The organism is Serratia sp. LTN-2 (genome assembly GCF_059740205.1).
Map to the genome: position 1 here is coordinate 32,264 of NZ_JCAXDO010000022.1, position 16,849 is coordinate 49,112.

The 16,849-nt window shown below is 61.1% G+C and carries 16 protein-coding genes; 6 read left to right on the plus strand and 10 right to left on the minus strand.

From position 1 onward, the window contains the following. Positions 1–132: 132 nt before the first annotated feature. Positions 133–720 carry an RpoE-regulated lipoprotein gene (locus AC6BYQ_RS25065; RefSeq protein WP_019453855.1) on the minus strand — a complete coding sequence of 196 codons (588 nt, stop codon included), beginning with the start codon at positions 718–720 and terminating at the stop codon, positions 133–135. 156 nt (positions 721–876) lie between these two features. Further along, positions 877–1,341 carry a DUF2919 domain-containing protein gene (locus tag AC6BYQ_RS25070; protein WP_019453856.1) on the minus strand — a complete coding sequence of 155 codons (465 nt, stop codon included), beginning with the start codon at positions 1,339–1,341 and terminating at the stop codon, positions 877–879. 176 nt (positions 1,342–1,517) lie between these two features. Here AC6BYQ_RS25070 and AC6BYQ_RS25075 point away from each other — a divergent pair, with 176 nt between their 5' ends. After that, the gene (locus AC6BYQ_RS25075) at positions 1,518–1,916 is read left to right on the plus strand and encodes a YgiW/YdeI family stress tolerance OB fold protein (protein WP_498057679.1); all 399 of its coding nucleotides are present in this window, start codon (positions 1,518–1,520) and stop codon (positions 1,914–1,916) included. 42 nt (positions 1,917–1,958) lie between these two features. Here the strand turns inward: AC6BYQ_RS25075 and AC6BYQ_RS25080 are convergent, their stop codons facing one another. Further along, the gene (locus AC6BYQ_RS25080; protein WP_004936504.1) at positions 1,959–2,384 is read right to left on the minus strand and encodes a GNAT family acetyltransferase; all 426 of its coding nucleotides are present in this window, start codon (positions 2,382–2,384) and stop codon (positions 1,959–1,961) included. Between the two features lie 204 nt (positions 2,385–2,588). Here AC6BYQ_RS25080 and amiA point away from each other — a divergent pair, with 204 nt between their 5' ends. From amiA to AC6BYQ_RS25095, 3 genes are all read left to right on the plus strand, one after another. After that, entirely contained in the window at positions 2,589–3,470 is an 882-nt protein-coding gene (gene amiA / locus AC6BYQ_RS25085) for an N-acetylmuramoyl-L-alanine amidase AmiA (protein WP_019453858.1), read from the plus strand. A gap of 65 nt (positions 3,471–3,535) precedes the next feature. Beyond that, positions 3,536–4,456: an oxygen-dependent coproporphyrinogen oxidase gene (hemF, locus tag AC6BYQ_RS25090; protein ID WP_019453859.1), complete on the plus strand. Its 921-nt coding sequence runs from the start codon at positions 3,536–3,538 to the stop codon at positions 4,454–4,456. Then, positions 4,456–4,911 (plus strand): YaiI/YqxD family protein, encoded by a 456-nt coding sequence (locus AC6BYQ_RS25095; protein WP_004936514.1) that lies wholly within the window; start codon positions 4,456–4,458, stop codon positions 4,909–4,911. The genes hemF and AC6BYQ_RS25095 overlap by 1 nt, the downstream gene beginning before the upstream one ends. A 22-nt stretch (positions 4,912–4,933) precedes the next feature. On the opposite strand, the gene AC6BYQ_RS25100 is transcribed toward AC6BYQ_RS25095, so the two are convergent. The 4 genes from AC6BYQ_RS25100 to AC6BYQ_RS25115 form a co-directional block, all read right to left on the minus strand. Beyond that, entirely contained in the window at positions 4,934–7,174 is a 2,241-nt protein-coding gene (locus AC6BYQ_RS25100) for a TonB-dependent receptor domain-containing protein (RefSeq protein WP_498057680.1), read from the minus strand. Positions 7,175–7,297: 123 nt separating this feature from the next. Next, positions 7,298–9,424, minus strand: a complete 2,127-nt coding sequence (locus AC6BYQ_RS25105; RefSeq protein ID WP_498057681.1) for a S9 family peptidase — start codon at positions 9,422–9,424, stop codon at positions 7,298–7,300. 54 nt (positions 9,425–9,478) lie between these two features. After that, entirely contained in the window at positions 9,479–10,276 is a 798-nt protein-coding gene (locus AC6BYQ_RS25110; RefSeq protein WP_198636244.1) for a TonB family protein, read from the minus strand. A gap of 102 nt (positions 10,277–10,378) precedes the next feature. Then, positions 10,379–11,218, minus strand: coding sequence for a ChaN family lipoprotein (locus AC6BYQ_RS25115; protein ID WP_063919835.1), 840 nt, complete (start codon positions 11,216–11,218; stop codon positions 10,379–10,381). A gap of 177 nt (positions 11,219–11,395) precedes the next feature. Between AC6BYQ_RS25115 and mmuP the strand changes: the two genes are divergently transcribed. Together mmuP and mmuM are read left to right on the plus strand one after the other, a co-directional pair. After that, positions 11,396–12,805 (plus strand): S-methylmethionine permease, encoded by a 1,410-nt coding sequence (gene mmuP, locus AC6BYQ_RS25120; RefSeq protein ID WP_015378686.1) that lies wholly within the window; start codon positions 11,396–11,398, stop codon positions 12,803–12,805. After that, positions 12,795–13,733 carry a homocysteine S-methyltransferase gene (mmuM, locus tag AC6BYQ_RS25125; protein ID WP_498057682.1) on the plus strand — a complete coding sequence of 313 codons (939 nt, stop codon included), beginning with the start codon at positions 12,795–12,797 and terminating at the stop codon, positions 13,731–13,733. Before mmuP ends, mmuM begins: the two co-directional genes overlap by 11 nt. A 30-nt stretch (positions 13,734–13,763) precedes the next feature. On the opposite strand, the gene AC6BYQ_RS25130 is transcribed toward mmuM, so the two are convergent. The 3 genes from AC6BYQ_RS25130 to maeB all read right to left on the minus strand — a co-directional run bounded on the left by AC6BYQ_RS25130 (position 13,764) and on the right by maeB (position 16,694). Further along, positions 13,764–14,099, minus strand: coding sequence for a type II toxin-antitoxin system death-on-curing family toxin (locus tag AC6BYQ_RS25130; RefSeq protein WP_498057683.1), 336 nt, complete (start codon positions 14,097–14,099; stop codon positions 13,764–13,766). Beyond that, positions 14,096–14,305: a type II toxin-antitoxin system Phd/YefM family antitoxin gene (locus AC6BYQ_RS25135; protein WP_004936539.1), complete on the minus strand. Its 210-nt coding sequence runs from the start codon at positions 14,303–14,305 to the stop codon at positions 14,096–14,098. Before AC6BYQ_RS25135 ends, AC6BYQ_RS25130 begins: the two co-directional genes overlap by 4 nt. 109 nt (positions 14,306–14,414) lie before the next feature. Then, positions 14,415–16,694, minus strand: coding sequence for an NADP-dependent oxaloacetate-decarboxylating malate dehydrogenase (gene maeB, locus AC6BYQ_RS25140; RefSeq protein WP_016926766.1), 2,280 nt, complete (start codon positions 16,692–16,694; stop codon positions 14,415–14,417). Between the last annotated feature and the right edge of the window lie 155 nt (positions 16,695–16,849).

Sequence of the window (16,849 nt, forward strand, 5' to 3'; positions counted from 1 at the left end):
ACGCGCGGGTTCCCTGTTACAAACGCGCGCTATGATACCGCAAGCACGGGCGATTGCCTTGCAGCAGCGCAAAGAAAATAGGGGTAATGGCTTGAAAAGGCAGGCGCCGCGCACCGGCGCCCGTTGACAGCGTTACTGCTGCGGTTTGGCGTGCCAAACGATCTTGCTGACCGTCCAGCTTTTCAGGGTGTCGTCCGGCGGGATGATATCCTGCGCCCCGGCCCACTTGCCGCTGAAGATGTAGGTGACGTACTTGCTCTGCTCCGCCACGCACTCCACCTTGCCGGCGTCTTCGCCGCTGCCCGGTTTACAGGAACCGAACGCCTTGCTGTACATGTCGCCGAACGGCGTGCCGAGCTTGTTGCCCCACTCCGTCGCCACTTTAGGATCCATCACGTCCACCCGCTGCAGGCGCCCTTTCGGTTCGCCGGTGATCACCAGCTTCACTTCGTCGCCGGACAGCGCCTGATAGTAAGAGACGATCTGGCCGTTGTTGGTCGCCATGCCGCCGCGCAGGCGGTAGTTGCCGTCCAGCCCGTCGTTGATGGCGCTTTCCGACATTGGCGTGCCGGCGTTGAGCTTGCCGACGCCCTTGGCGCCGACCTCCAGGCTGCTGCCGAACCAGTTGAACGGCGACAGGCTGGACCAGGAGAAATTGGACATGCTCGAACAGCCGGTCAGTAACAGCGGAAGCCCTAACAGCAGGGGGCGAATATTCATCTCTAGCTCCTTAAACATCAATGGCACGGGGCGGTAACCCGCCCCTGCCGCACTCGGCGTTTTGCTGCGTGCCAGCCTCTCACAACGGCCCGCACTACGCCAACGGTTGCCTGCTTGGAGTGCGGAAAATGCGAAAAGTGCCGCACTTATCGGCAATTAGTCAGCCTGCTCCGCCGGCGCGAAACAGGCTTTCAGGCGCGCATTCAGCAGCAGATAGCTCAGCGCCAGCGCGTCGAACAGCGCCAACGCCAACTCCAGCCCCGGCGCATCGCCGTCCTGGCGCCACAGGCTGAACAGCGAGCCGCCGAGCGACGCCAGCAGAGAGGCTGCCAACACCCAGCGCCAGCCGCGCCACAGCCGCGGCCATTGGTGGCGACGGCCGCTCAGCAAAAACGCCAGCGCCGCCGGCAGACCGAGCAGCATGCCGTACCAAAAGCGTTGGGTATCCGGATAAAACAGCGCCAGCAAGCTTTCGCCCTGCTCGCGCGAAGCGCCGGCCATCACGAACAGCAGCCAGGTGCGCGCCTGCAGAATCAGCACGGCCCAAAACCCCAGCGGCAGCCGCAGCGTGCCGTGCTGATCGTAATCGTCCGGGGAAAAGCGGGGTGAGAATGGCTTCAACGGTCGTTCCTTGCCAACAGAATAAAAAGACTATGGCTACAGATGGGCGCCGGCGATGGGAATTTCAATGCGTCGGCTTAAGAAGCTCTTAAGATCGGCGTGTTTTAATCCTTATCACCAAGCAAGCACCCGATATCAGCGGGATGTGATTTTCGATAACGATAAGGAAGCGCAACATGAAAAAACTGACTCTGGCCGCTCTGATCGCGCTGTGCAGCGTACCGGTACTGGCGCAACAAGGCGGGTTCCTCGATCCGGCCGCGCCGCAGGCGCAAACACAGCCTGCTCCGCAGGGCGGTTTCTCCGGCCCCAGCGCGGCGCTGACCACCGTGGACAAGGTGAAATCGCTGAGCGACGACACCTGGGTGATGCTGCAGGGCAACATCGAACAGCGCATCGGCGACGAAACCTATACCTTCCGCGACGCCACCGGCACCCTGACGGTCGATATCGACCGCAAACGCTGGAACGGCCAGACCGTTACGCCGAAAGACAAGGTGCAGTTGGAAGGTAAAGTGGATAAAGACTGGAACAGCCTCGAAGTGGACGTGAAAACCGTCAAAAAGCTGCCGTAATGCGCTGCGGCGGGCGGTGCGACGCCGCCGCCCGCTGCCTGCTCAATATTCCTGATCTTCGATCAGCCGCTTGCCCAGGCTGGTGATGCCCTGGATCTCGTAGCCGAGCTTCTCGTACATCTCGACCACCGTGTCGTTGTCTTCGCGCACCATAATCTGGATCTTCGGGCAGCCACGGGCGATCAACTTCTTCTCCAGACGGTTGATCAACGCATTGGCGATGCCGCGCCCGCGATAGTCGGGATGCACCCCGAGGTAATAAGCCGATCCGCGGTGGCCGTCATAGCCGCCCATCACCGAACCGACCACTTCACCGCCAACCTCCGCCACCAAGAACAGCTCCGGGTCGTGGTTCAGCTTGCGCTCGATGTCCATTTCCGGATCGTTCCAGGGGCGCAGCAGATCGCAGCGCTCCCACAGGGTAATGACTTCTTCAAAGTCGTCTTGTCGAAATACGCGAATTTCCATCGATGTTGGCCGCTGTTAATTAAGGTGTTTATCTGATTATCGCGTGATTATTCACTTACGCAATATCAAACTGCGATTTACCGCGCTATTTGCCCAGAAATCGCCGGTAACAGGCGTAATAAATGGAAATAGTTATCGGGTCGATTAATGATTATCAATACGATATAACGTCGCAAAATAGAAACGTCGATGGAGCGTTGCGTAATGAAAAAGCAGGGTAAACCATTCCTCAATTTTAAACCGCTTGCCGTTTCCCCGACGCGACGCCAACTTTTGCTTTCCGGCCTGGCGGTGGCGCTGCTCGGCGTAAAAAGCCAAAGCGCCAAGGCGGAAGGCCTGCTGCGCAATCAGCACAGCAAACCGGCGGCAAAACCGATCGGCGGCAAAAAGCTGGTGATGATCGATCCCGGCCACGGCGGCATCGATTCCGGCGCGGTCGGCCACGAAGGCTCGCAGGAAAAACACATCGTGCTGGAAATCGCCAACCACGTGCGCCGTTTTCTGCATGAGCACGACCACGTCGAAGCGCGCCTGACGCGCGAAGAAGACGAGTTCATTCCGCTGTTCCAGCGGGTGGAGATCGCCCACCAGCACCAGGCCGATCTGTTCATTTCGATTCACGCCGACGGCTTCACCAGCCCATCGGCCTCCGGCGCTTCGGTGTTCGCCCTGTCCAACCGCGGCGCCAGCAGCGCCATGGCGCGCTACCTGTCCAACCGTGAAAACGCCGCCGACGACGTGGCGGGCGGCAAGTACAAGGATCAGGACAACTACCTGCAGCAGGTGCTGTTCGATCTGGTGCAAACCGATACCATCAACAACAGCCTGACGCTCGGCCGCCACGTGCTCGGCCAGATCCGCCCGGTGCACCACCTGCACAGCGACAGCACCGAACAGGCGGCGTTCGCGGTGCTGAAATCGCCGTCCATTCCCTCAGTACTGGTAGAAACCTCGTTCATCACCAACCCGAACGAAGAGCGGCTGCTGGGCACCACCGCGTTTCGCGAGAAAATAGCCCGCGCCATCTCGGACGGCATCATCAATTTCTTCGATTACTTCGATGCCCACCAGCGCAAACCCCGCTGATGCCGCGGGCGGCGAATAAGAGTATACTCAGCGCCTTGTTCAGCCAGACGCTATAAAGACCCCGCATGAGTTTACCTAACATCGCTGAAGTAAAATCCTTCCTGCTGGCGCTGCAGGATCATATCTGCGCGCAGCTCGCCCAGGCCGACGGCGGCGCCACGTTCACCGAAGACCAATGGACGCGTGAAGAAGGCGGCGGTGGCCGCAGCCGCGTGCTGACCAACGGCGCGGTGTTCGAACAGGCGGGGGTCAACTTCTCGCACGTCTCCGGCGCCACCCTGCCGGCCTCGGCCACCGCGCACCGTCCGGAACTGGCCGGGCGCAGTTTCCAGGCGATGGGCGTCTCATTGGTGATCCACCCGCTCAGCCCCTACGTGCCCACCAGCCACGCCAACGTGCGCTTCTTCATCGCCGAAAAGCCGGGCGAAGCGCCGGTGTGGTGGTTCGGCGGCGGCTTTGACCTAACGCCGTTCTACGGTTTCGCAGAGGATGCCGTGCACTGGCACCGTACCGCGGCCGAGCTGTGCGCGCCGTTCGGCGACGAGGTTTACCCCAAATACAAGCGGTGGTGCGACGATTACTTCTTCATCAAGCACCGCAACGAAGCGCGCGGCATCGGCGGCCTGTTCTACGACGATCTGAACACCCCGGACTTCGACCACTGTTTCGCCTTCACCCGTGCGGTGGGCCAGGGCTTCCTCGACGCCTATCTGCCGATCGTCGAAAAACGCAAGGCCTTGACCTGGGGCGAGCGCGAGCGCCAGTTCCAGCTCTATCGCCGCGGCCGCTACGTGGAGTTCAACCTGGTGTGGGATCGCGGCACGCTGTTCGGGCTGCAAACCGGCGGGCGCACCGAGTCCATTCTGATGTCGATGCCGCCGCTGGTGCGTTGGGAATATAACTACCAGCCGGAAGGCGACAGCCCGGAAGCGGCGCTGGCGCGCGATTTCCTGCCGGTGCGCGACTGGCTGCAGGAGCCGAAATGATGCAGATTTGGGTCGATGCGGACGCTTGTCCGAACGTGATCAAAGAGGTGCTGTTCCGCGCCGCCGATCGCACCGCCATCACCGTGACGCTGGTGGCGAACCAGCCATTGCGCACGCCGCCGTCGAAGTACATCCGTTCACTGCAGGTGGCGGCCGGTTTCGACGTGGCCGACAACGAGATCGTGCGCCGCTGCGAAGCGGGCGATCTGGTGATCACCGCCGACATTCCGCTGGCGGCGGAGGTGATAGAGAAAGGCGCGGTGGCGCTGAACCCGCGCGGCGAGCGCTATACGCCGGACACCATCCGCGAGCGCCTCAACATGCGCGATTTTATGGATACCCTGCGCGCCAGCGGCATTCAGACCGGCGGCCCGAACGCCCTGAACCAGCGCGACCGCCAGCAGTTCGCCAACGAGCTGGACAAATGGCTGCTGCAGGCAAAACGGGCGCAGTGACTGCGCCCTGCTCTGCTGCGGTTTAGAAGCGTACCTCCCCGCCGAAGATATAAGTCCGCCCACGGGCGGTGTTGGTCGGCGTGAAATCTTGTGACTGCGACGGTAGCGAGTTCATCTTGTTCAGCGCGTCCGAATAGTCTTTGTCCATCAGGTTTTGCACGCTGAGCTTCAGCAACAGATTGCGATTCACCTGATAGGTGCCGTACAGATCGATAATGGTCGGAATATGCGGCGCCGGCTCCTTCATCAACTGTTCGTTTTCATCGGGAGTGGAATCAGGCGACAGGCGCACCGCTTTGCCGGTGTATTTCACCACCCCGCCCAGCGTCAACGTCTCGTCCAGCAGGCGCACCCCGCTGTCCAGCGTGAAGTAGAATTCCGGCAGTTCGCTGATGTCGCCCGCGCCGAATTCGTTGCTGGCCTGGTTGGTCGGCTGGGAAGTATGCTCCTTGCTTAACGACAGTTTGGTGAAGGCGAAACCGGCGTCGTACAGCGCTTCAAGCTCCACCCCGCGCATTTTGACCGGCTCGGGAGCGTTGCTGTACATGGTCATTTTGACGTTGGCGTCCGCGTTATCCCACTCTTCCTGCGTCGCCTGCGAGCGATTGCACTTCTGGCGATTTTTACACACCAGGTAGGATTGGCTGGAAATGTAGTTTTTGATCCTGGTTTCGAAATAGACCGCTTTCAGTTGGAAGCTGTCCTGCTTGAACAACAGATCGTGGGCATTGGCATTGAACCCGCCCTGCCAGGTCTCCGCTTTTTCGCCCTTGAGGAACGGGTTCATCGATTGCCCTTCGCTGTTGGCGAAGAACACCTCCTGGATATTCGGCCCGCGCATCGACTTGCTGTAGCTGACGAACGGCTGCAGCCACGGCGTCACCTGCGCCGACAGCATCACCGACGGGTTGAAGCCGTGTTCGTTGCGGGTGATATTGCCGGCGCCCTGCGGGAAGCACTCTACGCGCTCGTCACAGGCCGGCTTATAGCCGGAGAGACGATAGGCGGTGTAGTTCAGATCGAAATTCCCCTGCCAGATGCCGTAGTTAGCTTGCAACCCGCTGTACAGGCTGGAGATATCTTGTTTGCCGGCAATGCCCACCGGCATGCTTTCCGCCTGATTGTCATCCGTCACCAAGCCGGAGGCCTTTTTCTTATACTCGTTGCGCACCAGCTTGCCGCCGTAGCTGAAGGCGAAATCGACGTCCTGCAGGCTGAAACGGCTGGTGTTGTTGATATCCAGCGCATCGGAGATGTTTTTCGCCGTGCTGTCGCTGAACCCCGCCATGTTGTCGGACATGAACTGCTGCTTGCCGCGGCTGGTGCTGGCGGTCAGGTTGAAATCGATCAATTCCGAGAACGGCGCGTAGTGATATTTGAGGTAGAAATCGTCGCTGTCGATGTGGCGGCGGGTGATTTTATTCTGGTAGCTGCGCGCCGACAGTTCGATGCTGTTGAAGGCATCCGGCTTGATGTCCACTTTGAACAGTTGGGATTTCGGGTTCTGGCGGTAGGTTTTATCGACGTTGAACATCTCGCTGTCGAAACCGGCGCCGTTTTTGTAGTTGGAGGTGATGGAGCTGCCGCTGATCGCCGCCATCGCCCCCAGGCTGCCGCCGTCGGCAAAGGCGGCGGTTTTGGCGCCGACGGCGATCATGCCGCTGCGGCCGATGCCGTTATTGCCCACCGAGAATTTGGTACGCACGCCGAACGGGTTGTCGCCAAATACTACGTCGTCCACGCCGATAGTGCGGAAGTTGGCGCTGCCCGCCAGGGCGTTGACGCCGTCGGAACCGGTGGCGTTGCCGCGCGCCACGTCGACGCCGACGATAAAGTTAGGATCGATCAGCGCCCCGAACTGGCTGGTGGGCAATCCCCCGTGCGCTGCGTCGCTCGGCGAGTTGCCGTAGTAGTTTTGCGTGATGCCATCGACCATGGTGTTGACCCGGCCGAAACCGCTCAGGCCGCGGATATTGACGCTGACCGATCCCTGGCCGGGATCGATCTGGGTATAGGTGCCCGGCATGCTGCGCAGAATGCTGTCCACCGACTCCAGATTTTTGTTTTCATCGCGCGAGCTGAACGCGCCTGGCCTGGCCAACGCGTCTTTTTCGCTGCTTTTGCCGCTCTCGGCAGCCGAGACGTTAAGCGGGCTGAACGCCACGCTGCCTTTATTATTTTCCGCCTGTTCCTGCGCGGCCGCAGCCGGCCCGTGCAGCGCCAGTCCCGCGCCGATCAGGCTCGCTATCATTTTGATTTTCATATATCCCCAGAAATAGCCAATAAGGTTTGATGGCCGACAATGCCCAGCAAAAAGCCCGCCGAAAACGCGGTAAATAAGGTTGTTATTGTTTTATTGCGCCGCAGCGTGCCGCGGCGCTGAAGGTTATTTCTGCGCCTGCCGGTCCGCCGCCAGAATAAAGGCGTACTCCAGCGCGCCGGTTTCCAGCCGCGCCAGGCGGCCCGATTTGCCGCCGTGGCCGGCGGTCATGTCGGTGGAGAGCAGCAGCAGTGAATCGCCCTGTTTGAAACGCCGCAGCTTCGCCACCCATTTGGCCGGCTCCCAATACTGCACCTGCGAGTCGTACAAACCGCTGGTGACCAGCAGGTTCGGATAACGCTGCTTGCGCACGTTGTCGTACGGGCTGTAGGACTTCATCAGCGCATAGGCGGCCGGCTGGTTCGGGTTGCCCCACTCCTCGTATTCGCCGGTGGTCAGTGGAATGCTGTCGTCCAGCATGGTGGTCACCACGTCGACGAACGGCACCTGCGCCACCACCGCGTTGTACAGCTGCGGCGCCTGATTGATCACCGCCCCCATCAGCAAGCCGCCGGCGCTGCCGCCCATGGCGTAGATGCGCCCCGGCTGGCCGTAGCCGTCTTTGATCAACGCCTGGGTGGCGTCGATGAAGTCGTTGAAGCTGTTCGGTTTGTGCGTCAGCTTGCCCTGTTTGTACCAGCTCTGTCCCAGCTCGCCGCCGCCGCGCACGTGGATCAGCGCATAGACGAAGCCGCGATCCAGCAGGCTGATGCGGTTGGCGCTGAACGCCGGATCCATGCTCATGCCGTAAGCGCCATAGCCGTAGACCAGCAGCGGGTTATGGCCGTTTTTGAACAGCGATTTGCGATACACCAGCGAGACCGGTACCTTCACGCCGTCCCGCGCTGCGATCCAAATGCGCTCGCTGTGATACAGGCTGGGATCGACGCCTTTCACGTCCTGCTGTTTGAGCAGGGTGCGCTCGCCCTTATTCAGATCCCACTCATAGGTGCGGGTCGGCGTGGTCATCGCCGAATAGCCGTAGCGCAATCGATCGCTGTCCGGCTCCGGGTTATAGCCCAGCCAGGCCATGTAGCTGGCGTCGTCGAACGGGATGGCGCGCTCGGTTTTACCGTCCCAGCTGATTTGCCGCAGCTGTACCAGCCCGTTGGCGCGTTCCTGCACCACCAGCCAGTCACGGAACAGGCTGAAGCTTTCCACCTCGTGCTGCGCCTGCGGCGCAATCAGCGTCTGCCAGGGTTTACCCGCCGCCGCCGTACGGTACAGGCCAAAATTCGGGTCCTGATGGTTGGAACGCAGATAGAACTCGCCGCGGTAGTGATCGAGGTAATACTCGCGGCCGTTTTGTCGGGCGGCGAACAACTGCGGCTCGCGCTGCGGCTGGCTGGCGTCGATCAGGCGCACTTCGGAAGTGGTATTGCCGCTGATGGTGAGTATCAGGTAATCGCGTGAGGATGAGCGGCCGAGGCTGAGGTAAAACGCCGGATCGTTTTCCTGGTACACCAGCTTATCTTGCGCCGTCGGCGTCCCGTACTGATGGCAGTAAACCTGATACGGCAACAGCGTTTGCGGGTGGTTGCGCACGTAGAACAGGGTTTGATTGTCGTTGGCCCACAGCATGTTGCCGGAGGTATTTTCCAGCGTTTCCGGCGACCAGCTGTCACTGCCTATCTCCCGCAGGGAGATGCGGTATTGGCGGCGGCCCTGCAGATCTTCGGCCACCGCCAGACGGCGGTTGTCCCGGCTGACGTCCATTGCCCCCAGTCGATAATAGGCCTGGCCGGCCGCGCGCTGATTGGCGTCCAGCAAGGTTTGCCACGGCGCGTCGGCGGTGAGCGCCTGGCGCTGATACAGCGCGAACTCTTTACCGGCGGCGTAGCTTTCCTGATAGCGATAGCCGTTGAGCTGATAGGGCACCGAACGATCGTCAGGATTCATGCGGCCCAGCATCTCCTGATACAGCGTGGCGCGCAGCTTCTGGTACGGCACCATCATTTGCTCGGTGTAGCGGTTCTCCGCCTTCAGGTAGTCCAGCACCTTCTGCTCTTTTCGGCTGTCGTCGCGCAGCCAGTAATAATCGTCGATGCGCGTCTCGCCGTGGGCAGTTAGCACTTTCGGCGCGCGTTCCGCCAACGGCGGCTGCGGTTGCGCCAGCGCGGCGCCGGCGACGCCTAAAGAAAGCCAGAACGCGGCCGCAATGCGGCGGCGCGGGGTGAATAACAGCGGGTTCATAATCCCTCACGAAGTTTGAAAAGGCGGACGGCAGCGAGGCGGCGTCTGCCAGCATTAACGGCGGGCGTTCAGCTCCGCCAGATTGAAATCGATCGGCATCGTCACCCTGACGGCCCCCTGCTGCAGCATCTCCGGCGGCGGCGGCGGCAACGGCTGCGCGCGCGACACTACCGCCACCGCTTCCCGATCCAGCGACGCGGTGCCGGAGCGCACCTGCAGGCTCACATTCGACACGCGCCCCTGCGCATCGACGCTGAAACTGACCTGCGGCATGCCGCTACGCCGGCGGCTGCGGGCATCCAGGGGATATTCCTTGATGCGGTTCAGCTTGCCCTTCACCAGACTCTCCCACGACAGCTTGGCCTGCGCGTTGCTGTTGGCATCGCTGTTGATCGGCGCGGCGGTTTGGTGGGAGAGCGTCTGCGCCTGCGGCGCGGCGGCGCTGGACGCGGCGGCACTGCGCGTCTCTTTGGCCTGTTCCTGCGGTTTCGGCTGCGCTTTTTGCGGGGGGCGGTGTTCGGCGCGCTTCTTCTGCGCCGTCACGATTTTCGCTTTATCGGCGCGCGCCAGCTTGGGCAGATCCGGCTGTTGCTGCTGCTCAGCGGGCTGCGCCGCGGCGGACTCCGCTTGCTGCACGCCCAACGGCAGCGGCTTGCTTTCCGGCGCTTCAATCTGCGCCGCCCAGCTCATCATCACCGCCGGCGGCGGCAGCACCACCGGTTCCAGCGCCGTCTGCGGCCAATAAAACAGCAATACCAACGCCGCGTGCGCCGCCAGGGCGAGCAGCAGGCCGCGCGCCCAGCGAGGCTGCGGCAGCTCAAAGGCCGGAAGGGAATAAGACTGACTTAACATAGGGGCATTAGCTTGCTTAATTGCGAATGATTGCAGATCACATTTACTAATGATAATCATTTGCAAATATAATTAACACCCCTTTTCACTGCCTTAACGTATTCATTTCACTGATGGTGTGATCCACAGGTAGTCCGCTGTGTTCGCATCAACCTGTACGCCCGGCTCCGCCAACATCAGCACCGTCGAGGCCGCCGCCGGTTGCAGATCCCGCACGTGCAGCGGCACGCCCACCGATTTGGCGGCGTGATAGCCACCGGCGATCAACAGCGCGGGCGTGGGCGCCGCCAGCAAACGTTCCGCCATACGCCGATCGCGCTGCTGCTGGATCGCCAGCATCGCGTGCAGTTGGTCGGCCTCAATCTTGCCGCCGTGCGAAGTGCGGATGGTTTCTTCCAGCGCCTTGCGCACCGCCGGCTGCGCCGATAACTGCCCCGCCGGGAACTGCGGCTGCTGATAGAACGCCGTAATCTCGCTGCGATCCAGGTTGGCTGACCACAGCGGGTATGGCGCACGCATCGCCGCCATCGTCACCCCGCCATACAGTTCCCACTTCCAGCCCGGCTGCCAGGCGATCAGTTCCGCCACGCGGCCGTCACGCACTGTGGGATCGCTCTGCAGCCACTGCTTAACTTTGTCCACCTGCGCCTGCTGGTTCGGGTTGATCATCTCCATCAGCACGCTGCCCTGCGGCCGCCGCTGCGGCAGCTGCTGCACCAGCCATTGCTCAATCTGATGGTGGTAAGGATTGTCATGCTTTTCCCCGACGATCACCCGCGGCTGCTGCGCCAATCGCGTCAACAGCTGCTCAGGCGTCAGGGTCGCGCCGCTGTGCAGATCGGTGATATTACCCAGGTTGTCGATGCTGTTGGCCGGCGTTTGCACCGAGTTTTGGCTGCAGGCGCCGAGCGCCAACGCCGCCAATAAAATCAGATATCTCATCATGTTGCCCCATTATCGAAAATGGCGACATTATAGATAATAATTATCATTTGCATATAGATCCGACTTAACGATTTTTTTACGCGGCGATCGCCGGTGGCGCATTGCGTTGGAAAGGCATTGCGGGTATAACCAATAGCCATTCAGATATTTAGACGTCTATACGGATAGATTATTATGCACGCATCGGCGCCCGCCGCAGGGCAGTTCAAACGCAGCATGAAGGCCCGGCACCTGGTGATGTTGTCGCTGGGCGGTGTGATCGGTACCGGGCTGTTTTTCAACACCGGTTATATCATCTCTACCACCGGGGCGCTCGGCACCCTGCTGGCCTACCTGATCGGCGCGCTGGTGGTGTACCTGGTGATGCTGTGCCTGGGTGAGCTGTCGGTGGCGATGCCGGAAACCGGCGCTTTTCACGTCTATGCCTCGCGCTATCTGGGGCCGGCCACCGGCTATGCCGTCGCCTGGCTGTACTGGCTCACCTGGACAGTGGCGCTCGGCTCCAGCCTGACCGCCGCCGGATTCTGCATGCAGTACTGGTTCCCGCAGTCGCCGGTGTGGCTGTGGTGCCTGATCTTCTGCGCGGCCATTTTTCTGCTTAACGTGGTGACCACCCGCTTTTTCGCCGAAAGCGAATTCTGGTTTTCGCTGATCAAAGTGGTGACCATTCTGGCGTTTATCATTCTGGGTGGCGCCGCCATGTTCGGTCTGCTGCCGATGAAAGACGGCACCCCGGCGCCGTTCCTGCACAATCTGACCGCTTCCGGCTGGCTGCCGCACGGCACGCTGCCGATCCTGATGACCATGGTGGCAGTGAACTTCGCCTTCTCCGGCACGGAACTGATCGGCATCGCCGCCGGTGAAACCGAGAACCCGGAAAAAGTCGTGCCGCTGGCGATCCGCACCACGGTGATCCGTCTGATGCTGTTCTTTATCGGCACCGTGTTCGTGCTGGCGGCGCTGATCCCAATGGATCAGGCGGGGATCGTCAAAAGCCCGTTCGTGCTGGTGTTTGAACGCATCGGCGTGCCTTACGCCGCCGATATCTTCAACTTCGTGATCCTGACCGCCATCCTGTCGGCGGCCAACTCCGGCCTGTACGCCTCCGGGCGCATGCTGTGGTCACTGGCCCACCAGCGCACCCTGCCGGCCTACTTCGCCCGCGTCAATGCACGCGGCATTCCGATCAATGCCCTGACCTTCAGCATGCTCGGTGGCGTCCTGGCGCTGCTGACCAGCGTGATCGCGCCGGATACGGTGTTTGTCGCCCTGTCGGCAATCTCCGGCTTTGCGGTGGTGGCGGTGTGGCTGAGCATCTGCGCCGCCCACTATGCTTTCCGCCGCGCCTACCTTCGCAGCGGCCAGCCGATAAGCGGCCTGAAATACCGCGCGCCCGGCTACCCATTGACGCCGATCCTCGGCTTTGCGCTGTGCCTGCTGGCCTGCATCGGACTGGCGTTCGATCCGGAGCAGCGCATTGCGCTCTACTGCGGGCTGCCGTTTGTCGCCCTGTGCTACCTCACCTATTTCCTGACCCGGCGCGCCGGGCAAAAAACCGCTTTGGGAGAACAACATGTCGGTTAACAACCCCGTCGCCCACCTGCTGGCCGAACAGCCCACGCTGATCCTGGACGGCGCGCTGGCCACCGAACTGGAAGCGCGCGGCTGCGATCTGACCGATCCGCTGTGGTCGGCCAAGGTGCTGATTGAAAATCCCGAGCTTATCTATCAGGTGCATCTCGATTATTTCAACGCTGGCGCCCAGTGCGCCATCACCGCCAGCTATCAGGCCACGCCGCAGGGCTTCTTGCGCCGCGGCCTGGATCAGGATCGGTCGCTGGCGCTGATCGCCAAAAGCGTGCAGCTGGCGCAACGCGCGCGCCGCGATTATCTGGCCGAACACCCGCAGGCCGCGCCGCTGCTGATCGCCGGTTCGGTAGGCCCATACGGTGCCTATCTGGCCGACGGATCGGAATACCGTGGCGACTATCGGCTGGCGCAGGATGACATGATCGCCTTCCACCGCCCGCGCCTCACCGCGCTGGCCGCCACCGGCGTCGATCTGCTGGCCTGCGAAACGCTACCGTCTTTCGCTGAACTGCAGGCGCTGCTGACGCTGCTGCAGGAGTTCCCGACGCTCGGCGCCTGGTTCGCCTTCACCCTGCGCGACAGCCAACACCTCAGCGACGGCACGCCGCTGACGGAGGTCATGTCCGCGCTGCGCGGCAACCCGCAGGTGCTGGCCATCGGTATCAACTGCATCGCGCTGGACAAGGTCGCCCCGGCGTTGCGTCAGCTGAGCGCGCTGGCCGACAAACCGCTGCTGGTCTACCCGAACTCCGGGGAGCATTACGATGCAATCAGCAAAACCTGGCACGCCTGCGGCAGCGAGCACAGCAGTCTGGTCGATCAGGCGGTAGAGTGGCGCGCGCTCGGCGCACAATTGATCGGCGGCTGTTGCCGCACTACCCCGCAGGATATCCGCGCCATCGCCGCGCGCTGCAAGAAATGAGAAAAGGGGTTATTCGGTTAACCGGCGCAGTTACTCCGCGGCTTGTTCGACGTTGAGGCGGCCTTGAGCAGCCTCGACCGTGAGTTCAACCAGCTGCGCATCTTCACGCAGTGCAATGCCATTGATACCGAGAAATAACGCCATGCTTTGGAAGGCCGTGCGCTTATTGCCATCAAGAAAAATATGACCATGACTGATAGCAATGAGATAAAGTGCGGCCAAACGGTAAACGTCGGTGACGTTCTCATAGTGGTAAGCATTGAGCACGCGGTTGGCTACGGCCTCAACTTTACTGCCATCCTGGCGGCCGTGAGGCACAATTTCAGCATTGAATTCCGCAATATCCTCTGCGGTCAAAAAGATCATCTATTGGCCAGCGCCTTAATCGTATCCGCGTGTTTAGCCTGAATGCGCGCTTTCACCTTGGCTTTGACCAAAACCTCATAGTCGGCCTTACTGATGATGTAAACCTCATCGTGTCCGCGGCGCGTCACTTCCACCGGCTGTTTTTGCGCTTCCAAAAGCACCTCGGCAAGGTTGTTTCTGGCCGCCGTGTAGCTAATCGTAGTCATTTTCTTTACCTGTACATGTACATGTTTGACGATTATTTGTACCACGTCCGCTGGAAATAAAAAAGCCCCCGGCGCCAAGGGCGCAGGGGGCCAGTCACTCAGCCCAGCCTTACAGCGGTTCGGTCTGGGCTTCCACTACCGCCAGCGCCACCATGTTGACGATGCGGCGCACCGAGGCGATCGGCGTCAGGATGTGCACCGGCTTGGCGACCCCCATCAGCACCGGCCCGACGGTCACCCCTTCCGAGCAGGAGACGCGCAGCAGGTTGTAGCTGATGCGCGCGGCTTCCATGTTCGGCATGATCAGCAGGTTGGCCGAGCCTTTCAGCGGGCTGTCCGGCATCAGATCGTGACGAATGCTTTCCACCAACGCGGCGTCGCCGTGCATTTCACCGTCGATCTCCAACTCCGGCGCCAGCTCGTTCACCAGCTCCAGCGTTTTGCGCATCTTGCGCGCCGCCGGGCAATCAGACGAGCCGAAGCTGGAATGAGACAGCAGCGCCACCTTCGGCTCAATGCCGAAGCGGCGCACGGTTTCCGCCGCCATCAGGGTGATCTCCGCCAGCTGTTCCGGCGTCGGATCGTCATTGACGTAGGTGTCGGCGATAAAGGTGTTGCCGCTCGGCAGCAGCAGCGCGTTCATCGCACCGGCGACGTGTGCGCCCTCACGGAAACCGAACACGTTCTTCACCACGTCGTAATGCTCGTGGTAGCTGCCGATGGTGCCGCAGATCATCGCATCCGCTTCGCCGCGATGCAGCATGATGGCGGCGATCAGCGTCGGGTTGCCGATCACCGCGCGCCGCGCCTGCTCTTGCGAAACGCCGCGGCGCTTCATGATCTGGTAGTACTCGCCCCAGTATTCGTTGAAGCGCGGATCCGACTCGTTGTTCACCACTTCGAAATCTTTGCCCGGCGTCAGCTGCAGGCCCAGCTTTTTCAAGCGCATCTCGATCACGCTCGGACGGCCGACCAGGATCGGGAAAGCCAGCCCCTGCGACACCAGCTCCTGCGTGGCGTGCAGCACGCGCTCTTCCTCGCCTTCCGCCAGCACCACTCGCTTCACCTCTTTGCGCGCCTGCGAGAAGATCGGTTTCATGAACAGGTTGGTTTTGTAGACGAACTCCGCCAGCTTCTCCACATAGGCATCAAAGTCTTCGATCGGTCGCGTCGCCACGCCTGAATCCATCGCCGCCTTGGCCACCGCCGGCGCGATCTTGACGATCAGGCGCGGATCGAACGGTTTCGGAATGATGTATTCCGGCCCGAAGGAGAGATCCTGGTCGTCATACGCAGAAGCCACCACGTCGCTCTGCTCCGCCAGCGCCAGATCGGCGATGGCATGCACGCAGGCCAGCTTCATCTCTTCGTTGATGGTGGTCGCGCCCACGTCGAGTGCGCCGCGGAAGATGAACGGGAAGCACAATACGTTGTTCACCTGGTTCGGGTAGTCGGAACGGCCGGTGCAGATGATGGCGTCCGGACGCACCGCTTTGGCCAGCGGCGGCAGAATTTCCGGTTCCGGGTTAGCCAGCGCCATGATCAGCGGATCGCGCGCCATGGTTTTCACCATATCCTGCGTCAGGACGCCCGGGCCGGAGCAACCGAGGAAGATGTCGGCGTTCGGGATGGCATCGCCCAACGTGCGCTGGCCGTTATCCTCGATGGCATAGGCGGCCTTGGTCTGCTCCATGTTGGCGTCGCGGCCTTTATAGATGACGCCCTTCGAGTCACAGACGGTGATGTTCTGTTGACGCAGCCCCAGCGCCACCAGCAGGTTCAGACAGGCGATAGACGCCGCGCCGGCGCCGGACACCACCAAACGCACGTCGGAGATATTCTTCTTCACCACGCGCAGGCCGTTGAGCACCGCCGCAGTGGTGATGATCGCCGTGCCGTGCTGGTCGTCGTGGAACACCGGGATCTTCATGCGCTCACGCAGTTTCTGCTCGATGTAGAAACACTCCGGCGCCTTGATGTCTTCCAGGTTGATACCGCCGAAGGTCGGTTCCAACGCGGCGATAATGTCGATTAATTTGTCAGGGTTATGCTCATCCACTTCGATATCAAATACATCAATACCGGAAAACTTCTTGAACAAAACGCCCTTGCCTTCCATCACCGGCTTACCGGCCAACGCGCCGATATTGCCCAGACCCAGTACCGCCGTGCCGTTGGAAATCACCGCCACCAGATTGCCGCGCGCGGTGTATTTGTACGCCGCCAGCGGATCTTCGGCGATCTCGAGGCAAGGCGCGGCGACGCCCGGCGAATAGGCCAGCGCCAGATCGCGCTGGGTCGCCAACGGTTTGGTGGGGGAAACCTGGATCTTCCCTGGGACAGGAAACTGATGGAAATCAAGGGCACTCTGTTTGAGCTGTTCGTCCATTATGGATTCCTTTGTTTTTTGCTTTTATGTTGAGGTAAGGCTTTGAGGCTGCGCCCTGCCGTGGGCCATGGCGCCCAGGTACAATGACAGGGCACAGCCTTGAAGTATAGTGAGAGAAACATCACAAACTTTGAAGCACGCCATAACCTTGGTCG

Bases quoted from the DNA above. Each gene is read 5' to 3' on its own strand.
- AC6BYQ_RS25100 (WP_498057680.1), bottom strand. From the start codon at position 7,174: ATGAAAATCAAAATGATAGCGAGCCTGATCGGCGCGGGACTGGCGCTG.
- maeB (WP_016926766.1), bottom strand. From the start codon at position 16,694: ATGGACGAACAGCTCAAACAGAGTGCCCTTGATTTCCATCAGTTTCCT.
- amiA (WP_019453858.1), top strand. From the start codon at position 2,589: ATGAAAAAGCAGGGTAAACCATTCCTCAATTTTAAACCGCTTGCCGTT.
- AC6BYQ_RS25110 (WP_198636244.1), bottom strand. From the start codon at position 10,276: ATGTTAAGTCAGTCTTATTCCCTTCCGGCCTTTGAGCTGCCGCAGCCT.
- mmuP (WP_015378686.1), top strand. From the start codon at position 11,396: ATGCACGCATCGGCGCCCGCCGCAGGGCAGTTCAAACGCAGCATGAAG.
- AC6BYQ_RS25130 (WP_498057683.1), bottom strand. From the start codon at position 14,099: ATGATCTTTTTGACCGCAGAGGATATTGCGGAATTCAATGCTGAAATT.
- AC6BYQ_RS25065 (WP_019453855.1), bottom strand. From the start codon at position 720: ATGAATATTCGCCCCCTGCTGTTAGGGCTTCCGCTGTTACTGACCGGC.
- mmuM (WP_498057682.1), top strand. From the start codon at position 12,795: ATGTCGGTTAACAACCCCGTCGCCCACCTGCTGGCCGAACAGCCCACG.
- AC6BYQ_RS25080 (WP_004936504.1), bottom strand. From the start codon at position 2,384: ATGGAAATTCGCGTATTTCGACAAGACGACTTTGAAGAAGTCATTACC.
- AC6BYQ_RS25075 (WP_498057679.1), top strand. From the start codon at position 1,518: ATGAAAAAACTGACTCTGGCCGCTCTGATCGCGCTGTGCAGCGTACCG.
- AC6BYQ_RS25115 (WP_063919835.1), bottom strand. From the start codon at position 11,218: ATGAGATATCTGATTTTATTGGCGGCGTTGGCGCTCGGCGCCTGCAGC.
- hemF (WP_019453859.1), top strand. From the start codon at position 3,536: ATGAGTTTACCTAACATCGCTGAAGTAAAATCCTTCCTGCTGGCGCTG.
- AC6BYQ_RS25135 (WP_004936539.1), bottom strand. From the start codon at position 14,305: ATGACTACGATTAGCTACACGGCGGCCAGAAACAACCTTGCCGAGGTG.
- AC6BYQ_RS25095 (WP_004936514.1), top strand. From the start codon at position 4,456: ATGCAGATTTGGGTCGATGCGGACGCTTGTCCGAACGTGATCAAAGAG.
- AC6BYQ_RS25105 (WP_498057681.1), bottom strand. From the start codon at position 9,424: ATGAACCCGCTGTTATTCACCCCGCGCCGCCGCATTGCGGCCGCGTTC.